The organism is Dyella silvatica, assembly GCF_026283955.1.
GTDB lineage: Bacteria > Pseudomonadota > Gammaproteobacteria > Xanthomonadales > Rhodanobacteraceae > Dyella_C > Dyella_C silvatica.
Map to the genome: position 1 here is coordinate 1 of NZ_JAPDPE010000179.1, position 6,121 is coordinate 6,121.

Annotated in this window: 9 protein-coding genes; 7 read left to right on the forward strand and 2 right to left on the reverse strand. The window is 60.7% G+C overall.

Going from position 1 to position 6,121, the window contains the following annotated elements; all coding sequences use genetic code 11:
• The 5 genes from OUZ52_RS21855 to OUZ52_RS21875 form a co-directional block, all read left to right on the forward strand.
• Positions 1-637, forward strand: a 637-nt coding sequence (locus OUZ52_RS21855; RefSeq protein WP_266160713.1) for an Mrp/NBP35 family ATP-binding protein, incomplete at its 5' end; no start/stop codon positions are given.
• Positions 634-1,179 carry an NADPH-dependent FMN reductase gene (locus OUZ52_RS21860; protein ID WP_266160714.1) on the forward strand — a complete coding sequence of 182 codons (546 nt, stop codon included), beginning with the start codon at positions 634-636 and terminating at the stop codon, positions 1,177-1,179. The genes OUZ52_RS21855 and OUZ52_RS21860, both read left to right, overlap by 4 nt.
• A 51-nt stretch (positions 1,180-1,230) precedes the next feature.
• Positions 1,231-1,782, forward strand: a complete 552-nt coding sequence (locus tag OUZ52_RS21865) for a DUF1287 domain-containing protein (protein WP_266160715.1) — start codon at positions 1,231-1,233, stop codon at positions 1,780-1,782.
• A 43-nt stretch (positions 1,783-1,825) separates the two neighbouring features.
• Complete coding sequence (gene dcd / locus OUZ52_RS21870; protein ID WP_266160716.1) at positions 1,826-2,392, forward strand: dCTP deaminase; 567 nt, start codon at positions 1,826-1,828, stop codon at positions 2,390-2,392.
• 120 nt (positions 2,393-2,512) lie between these two features.
• The gene (locus OUZ52_RS21875) at positions 2,513-2,848 is read left to right on the forward strand and encodes a hypothetical protein (protein WP_266160717.1); all 336 of its coding nucleotides are present in this window, start codon (positions 2,513-2,515) and stop codon (positions 2,846-2,848) included.
• A gap of 141 nt (positions 2,849-2,989) precedes the next feature.
• On the opposite strand, the gene OUZ52_RS21880 is transcribed toward OUZ52_RS21875, so the two are convergent.
• The gene (locus tag OUZ52_RS21880; protein WP_266160718.1) at positions 2,990-3,415 is read right to left on the reverse strand and encodes an HIT domain-containing protein; all 426 of its coding nucleotides are present in this window, start codon (positions 3,413-3,415) and stop codon (positions 2,990-2,992) included.
• 55 nt (positions 3,416-3,470) lie between these two features.
• Positions 3,471-4,145 (reverse strand): dienelactone hydrolase family protein, encoded by a 675-nt coding sequence (locus OUZ52_RS21885; RefSeq protein ID WP_266160720.1) that lies wholly within the window; start codon positions 4,143-4,145, stop codon positions 3,471-3,473.
• Between the two features lie 241 nt (positions 4,146-4,386).
• Between OUZ52_RS21885 and rimO the strand changes: the two genes are divergently transcribed.
• Positions 4,387-5,706: a 30S ribosomal protein S12 methylthiotransferase RimO gene (gene rimO / locus OUZ52_RS21890; protein ID WP_266160721.1), complete on the forward strand. Its 1,320-nt coding sequence runs from the start codon at positions 4,387-4,389 to the stop codon at positions 5,704-5,706.
• 17 nt (positions 5,707-5,723) lie between these two features.
• A partial coding sequence (locus tag OUZ52_RS21895) for a DUF3025 domain-containing protein (RefSeq protein ID WP_266160722.1) occupies positions 5,724-6,121 on the forward strand: 398 nt, incomplete at its 3' end.

A 6,121-nucleotide genomic window follows, 5' to 3' on the forward strand; every position in this document is an offset into this window, starting at 1 on the left:
GCATTCACCGGACGGCAAAACCATCGTGCCGATGCAGGCGCACGGCTTGCAGGCGATGTCGATCGGTTTCCTGGTCGACGAGGAAACCCCGATGATCTGGCGCGGGCCGATGGTGACCCAGGCGATGATGCAGATGCTGACCGACTCGCGCTGGGAGCAGCTCGATTACCTGATCGTAGATTTGCCGCCAGGCACCGGCGACATTCAGCTGACCTTGTCGCAAAAAGTGCCGGTAGCTGGTGCCGTCATCGTTACCACGCCGCAGGACATCGCCTTGCTGGACGCGCGCAAGGCCTTGAAGATGTTTGAGAAGGTCGAGGTTCCGGTACTGGGCGTGGTGGAAAACATGGCGACCCATGTGTGCTCCAACTGCGGCCACGAAGAGCATATTTTCGGCCAGGGCGGCGGTGAGCGCATGGCGGCGCAATACGACGTCGCCTACTTGGGCTCGTTGCCGCTGGATATTCGTATTCGCGAGCAAGCCGATGGCGGTACACCGACGGTCGTGGCGATGCCTGATTCCGATCTTGCCGCGCGCTACCGCGATATCGCCCGCAATGCCGCAGGCCGCTTGTCGCGTCAGCCGCGCAACAAATCGCTGGGCCTGGGCAAGATCGTGGTGCAGGGCGCGCCTTGAGTGCGCCGCTCCATCGCGGGCTGTGCCTGTCGGGCAGCCTGCGGCGCGCGTCTTCCAATACCGCCTTGCTGCAGCTGGCGCGGTCATTGGCGCCGGCGACCCTGGAACTGACCCTCTACCAAGGTCTTTCCGGTTTGCCGCTGTTCAATCCCGACGATGAGGTCGAGCCGTTGCCGCCGACCGTGGCCGCCTTGCGCCAAGCGGCCGTTGGCTGTGACGTACTGCTGATCGCCAGCCCGGAATATGCCCACGGCGTACCCGGCGCCTTCAAGAATTTGCTCGACTGGCTGGTGGGCAGCCCGGAGTTTCCGGGCAAGCCGGTGGTGCTGATCAATGCCTCGGGGCGGGCGACGATAGCCCATGCGGCATTGCGGGAAATCCTGACCACCATGTCGGCTGAGATCTGGCTAGATGTGTGTATCCCGTTGCCCGGCGGCGTTTGCGATACGGCACGGCTCGCGGCAGACGCCACGGTGACCGATTCTTTACGCGAGACGCTAGCCACGCTGGCAGCTGAGCTGGATCGAATATCACCACGATGAGATTGCCTTATCATCGCCCCAGCGGACGCCAGGGACTGACGCGGGAGTGCGATGAACATCCATGGATGGCTGATGGGCTGTGTGCTCGCCTTGGCTTTGCTGCCGCTGGCGTCATTGTGGGCGGCAACCCCGGCGGCAGATACGGCACGCATGCTGGCGGCGACGCATCATCAGGTCGGTCGCACACTGATTTACGACTCTCGCGACCAGTTTCCGGGTGGCGATCTGCCGCTGGAGCTGAATCGGGATATGCGGGAGCATTTCGCCGCTTATCCGCCAGTATGGGGTTTGCGCGGGCCAGATCCGAATATCGACCATCGCCGGGTGCCCCATCTCGAAACCTATTTTCGCCGCCACGGCATGGCGTTGCCGTTAAGCAAGCAACCGCACGACTACCAGCCCGGCGACATCGTCTCGTGGCGGCCGGGGCAGGGAGAGCCGCATCTTGGTATCGTGAGCGATCGGCCCAGCCGGGATGGCTTGCGCCCCCTGCTGATTCACCACAAAGGCTGGGGTGCTCGTCAAGACGATGTGCTGTTTAGCTGGCAGATCACCGGCCATTTCCGTTATTTTTCCGCATCTTCTGCCACGCACTTGCGCTGAGCAGGCCTGACTTTCCTTATAGACGCCCCATTCTGGAGATCGTGTGAGCATCAAATCCGACAAGTGGATCCGCCGTATGGCCGAGCAGCACGGCATGATCGAGCCGTATGAGCCGGGTCAGGTGAAGCTGCGCGATGGCCAGCGACTGGTGTCCTACGGTACCTCCAGCTACGGCTACGACGTGCGTTGCGCGCGCGAATTCAAGATCTTTACCAATATCAACTCGACCATTGTCGACCCCAAGGCGTTCGATCCGACCAGCTTTGTCGATGTCGAGGCGGATGTGTGCATCATTCCACCGAACTCGTTCGCGCTTGCGCGTACCGTCGAATACTTTCGCATTCCGCGCAAAGTGCTGACCATCTGTCTGGGTAAAAGCACCTACGCGCGTTGCGGCATCATTGTTAATGTGACGCCGCTGGAGCCCGAGTGGGAAGGGCATGTGACGCTGGAGTTCTCCAACACCACCCCGCTTCCCGCAAAAATCTACGCCAACGAGGGCGTGGCGCAAATGCTGTTCCTGGAATCGGACGAAGAGTGCGAAACCAGCTACAAGGACCGTGGCGGCAAGTATCAAGGGCAGCAGGGCGTAACCCTGCCACGCACCTGAACCCATCAGCTGAACGGTGGTTGTGTGGCCCGCGTGCGATCCCCCGGCGCGGCGTTACACTTCCGCAGTTCATTCCGTTGTCCCGAATTCGTTCGTACAGATTGATTGCAGGAGATCCGCATGATCCGTTTTTCCACGCTACTGACCCGCGCCGCTGCTGCGCTCCTGCTGGGCAGCATGCTGGTGCTTAGTGGTTGCCATATGCTCGGCGGCTCCAAGAAGGACACCGTCAACACCGATCAGGTGAAGGGGCAGTTCGACACCACCATTCAGGCTTATAAGGGCGGCCAGTTCATGGTCGATGGCGCGGTACTTTCCGCGCTCGATACCGGCAGCCACTTCGCTTATCTCAAAGATCAGCACCAACTGCCCAAGACCGTGTTGCTGGTGCGCAGCGACGAGTCGAAGATTCGCAAGCAGCATCTTGAATTCATGGCGCGCATGCAGCTCGACTGAGGACTACCATGCGCCGGTCAAGACCAATGATGAAATGAAGGGTAAGGAAGCCAGCAGCGGCGGCTACAATCCTTCCCAGCGCTAAATACACAGCGCTAGTCGACAAGCCCGCGGAGCGATCCGCGGGCTTTTTTGTGCCTGTCAGCCTGCGTTGAGCAGCAGGCGGGCACGCAACAGCTCGATGCGTTCGGCCATCGCCTCGACGCTGTAAGGGGTGGCCGTACCGCTACCCCACACCGGTCCAGGCCAGGCGGCGTCGCCTTCGCAGCGTGCAACCACATGCACATGCAGTTGGCGCACGATATTGCCCAGCGCACCGATATTGAGCTTGTCGCAAGGGGCGATCTCGCGCAGCACGCTGGCCACGCGCTGTACTTCATGCCAGAGCAGGGCTTGCCCATCGGAGCCCAGGTCGCTGACCTCGACCAGCCCGGCGCGTCGCGGCACCATGACCAGCCAGGCGAAGCGCGTGTCGTTCATCAGCAAGATGTCGCATAACGTCAATGCGACAACGAAGACGGTATCGGCGCGTAGCCGAGGGTCGAGAACAAAATCAGCGCGGGTCATGAGCGGGTAACTTGCAGGCCATGGAGGATTTGTCGGTGCCAACTGGGCGAGCGCGTCAGCGCGGCGATGCCGGTAGCTGCGACGCGAAAAAATCCAGCGTGCGTTGCAAGGCGAGTTTGGCGCTGGCTTCGTCGTATTGATGGCCGATATTACGGTTGAAGGCGTGGTCGGCGGGGTAGCTGTAAATCGGCATCTGCGGCATTTGTTCACGATGTTTGGCAACCATCTCAGGCGGAATGCTTTTGTCGCGTTCGCCGAAATGAAACATCACCGGTGCTTTCGGTGTTTCGCCAAGAAAGGGCAGGTTGCGAGCACCGTAGTAACTGACTGAAGGCAGGCCCAGCCGTAGCGCAGAGAGCAGTGCCACCGTGCCACCCCAGCAGTATCCGACGGTGCCTATCTTGCCGGCCGAGGCGATCGCTTCCGCGGCGCTGGCGACGTCTTCCACCGCGCGTTCCAGGCCGAGTTCGCTGGCCAATAACTTGCCGCTGGCATAGCCTGCTTCGCTGTAATCCAGCTCGACGCCGGTTTCCAGGTGGTCGAAGAACGCCGGTGCGATGGCAGTGTAGCCCGCCGCGGCGAAGCCGTCAGCGACATCGCGGATATGCGCATTGACGCCAAAAATCTCCTGGATCACCACGATGCCGCCCTTGGGTTTGCCTTCCGCCTGGGCGAGATAAGCGCCAATACACTGCATGCGGGTCGTATTGAGGTGGATCGTCTGGCCCATGAGGGGATTTCCTGAACGTGTAGATAGGCGGATTCTAGGGAGGGAGACAGCGAATGGGCAGCGTGAACAGTGAGGCTTGAAGTGAGGCAGTCACTCATTTTGTCGTTCATACCGTTGAAATGATGCCCGCCGGCCTTTCGCTCCTATGCTTTCCCCCGTTCCCCGTTCCCCGTTCCCCGTTCCCCGTTCCCCGGCTCACGTATAATGCCCCGTTTGCCCCAACACCCCACGGTATCGCGCCATGTCGCAGGCTTCACCCAAGATCGGTTTCGTCAGCCTCGGCTGCCCCAAGGCGCTGGTCGATTCCGAGCGCATCCTGACCCAGCTGAAAGTCGAGGGTTATGAGATCGTGCCGCGTTATGACGCTGCCGATGCCGTGGTGGTGAATACCTGCGGTTTTATCGATGCTGCCGTGCAGGAGTCGCTGGATGCGATTGGCGAGGCCTTGCACGAGAACGGCAAGGTGATTGTCACCGGTTGCCTGGGTAAGCGCGCGGAGTTGATCCGCGAGGCCTATCCCGATGTGTTGGCGATCAGCGGGCCACAGGATTACGCCAGCGTGATGACAGCCGTGCATGCGGCCATTCCGCCGCAGCGCAACCGCTTGCTGGATCTGGTTCCCGATACCGGCGTCAAGCTCACGCCTAAGCACTATGCCTATCTGAAAATTTCCGAAGGCTGCAATCATCGTTGCAGCTTTTGCATCATTCCTTCGATGCGCGGCGATCTGGTTTCGCGTCCGGTCGACGAGGTGTTGCTCGAAGCCGAGAGACTGGTGAAGGGCGGCGTGAAAGAGTTGCTGGTGATTTCGCAAGACACCAGTGCCTACGGCGTGGATGTGAAGTACGCCGAGCGCAGCTGGCGCGAAAAGACTTATCGCACGCGCATGACCGAACTGTGCGAAGGGCTTTCCGAACTCGGCGTGTGGACACGCTTGCACTACGTTTACCCGTATCCGCACGTCGACGAAGTGATGCCGTTGATGGCGGAAGGAAAAATTCTTCCCTATCTGGATATTCCGTTCCAGCACGCCAGCCCGCGCATCCTCAAATTGATGAAGCGCCCCGGCAATATTGACAAGACGCTGGAGCGCATCCGCAACTGGCGCAAGGCGGTGCCGGATCTGACCATTCGCAGCACCTTCATCGTGGGCTTTCCCGGTGAAACGGATGCGGAGTTCGACGAGCTGCTCGATTTCCTGCGTGAGGCCGAGCTGGATCGCGTCGGTGCGTTCACCTATTCGCCGGTCGATGGCGCCAAGGCGAATGAGCTGCCGAATCCGGTTTCCGAAGAGCTGAAAGAGGATCGCCTGGAGCAATTCATGGCGGTGCAGGCAGAGATTTCGGCAGCCAAATTGCAGCGCAAAATAGGCCGTACCATCAAGGTGCTGGTCGATCAGGCCGGTGCGGATGGCGCGGTGGCGCGCTCGGCTGCCGATGCACCGGAAATCGATGGTGTCGTGCATATCGCCAACGGCCAGTCATTAAAACCCGGGCAGTTTGTGGATGTCGTGGTCGAAGATGCCGACGAGCACGATTTGCACGCGCGTGTGGCGGGCTAAGCGTTCGGCGGCACGCGATGCGTTACGTCGCACCCTCGCGTGAAGCGGTTGCGCCAACGGCGTTTGAGCAACTGCCGCTGGCCGCATGGAATGAATATGCCCAGCTGTTGCGTGGCACGATCTGGCCATCGGTCGAGGCGCTCAATGGCTTGCTGCCGAGTGGTTCGCGTGAGCGCTTTGTGGCGCAGACGCCGGCTTTGCTGGCTGATGGTTTGCACTATGAGCAGCGCATTGCCCTGCGCGGCGAGATCGCCACTCGTGAAGCCAACTGGCACGACTTGTTCAATGCGTTGATCTGGCTGCGTTACCCGGAGCTCAAACGTGCGTTGAATGCCCGGCAGGTGGCGGAAATCGCCCGCATGGGGCCTAAGCTGCGCTCGCGTCCACAGTATGCGCAAACGCATTTTGACGAGGC

Coding starts and splice junctions, on each gene's coding strand:
- rimO (WP_266160721.1), top strand. CDS start 4,387: ATGTCGCAGGCTTCACCCAAGATCGGTTTCGTCAGCCTCGGCTGCCCC.
- OUZ52_RS21880 (WP_266160718.1), bottom strand. CDS start 3,415: ATGACCCGCGCTGATTTTGTTCTCGACCCTCGGCTACGCGCCGATACC.
- OUZ52_RS21885 (WP_266160720.1), bottom strand. CDS start 4,145: ATGGGCCAGACGATCCACCTCAATACGACCCGCATGCAGTGTATTGGC.
- OUZ52_RS21865 (WP_266160715.1), top strand. CDS start 1,231: ATGAACATCCATGGATGGCTGATGGGCTGTGTGCTCGCCTTGGCTTTG.
- OUZ52_RS21875 (WP_266160717.1), top strand. CDS start 2,513: ATGATCCGTTTTTCCACGCTACTGACCCGCGCCGCTGCTGCGCTCCTG.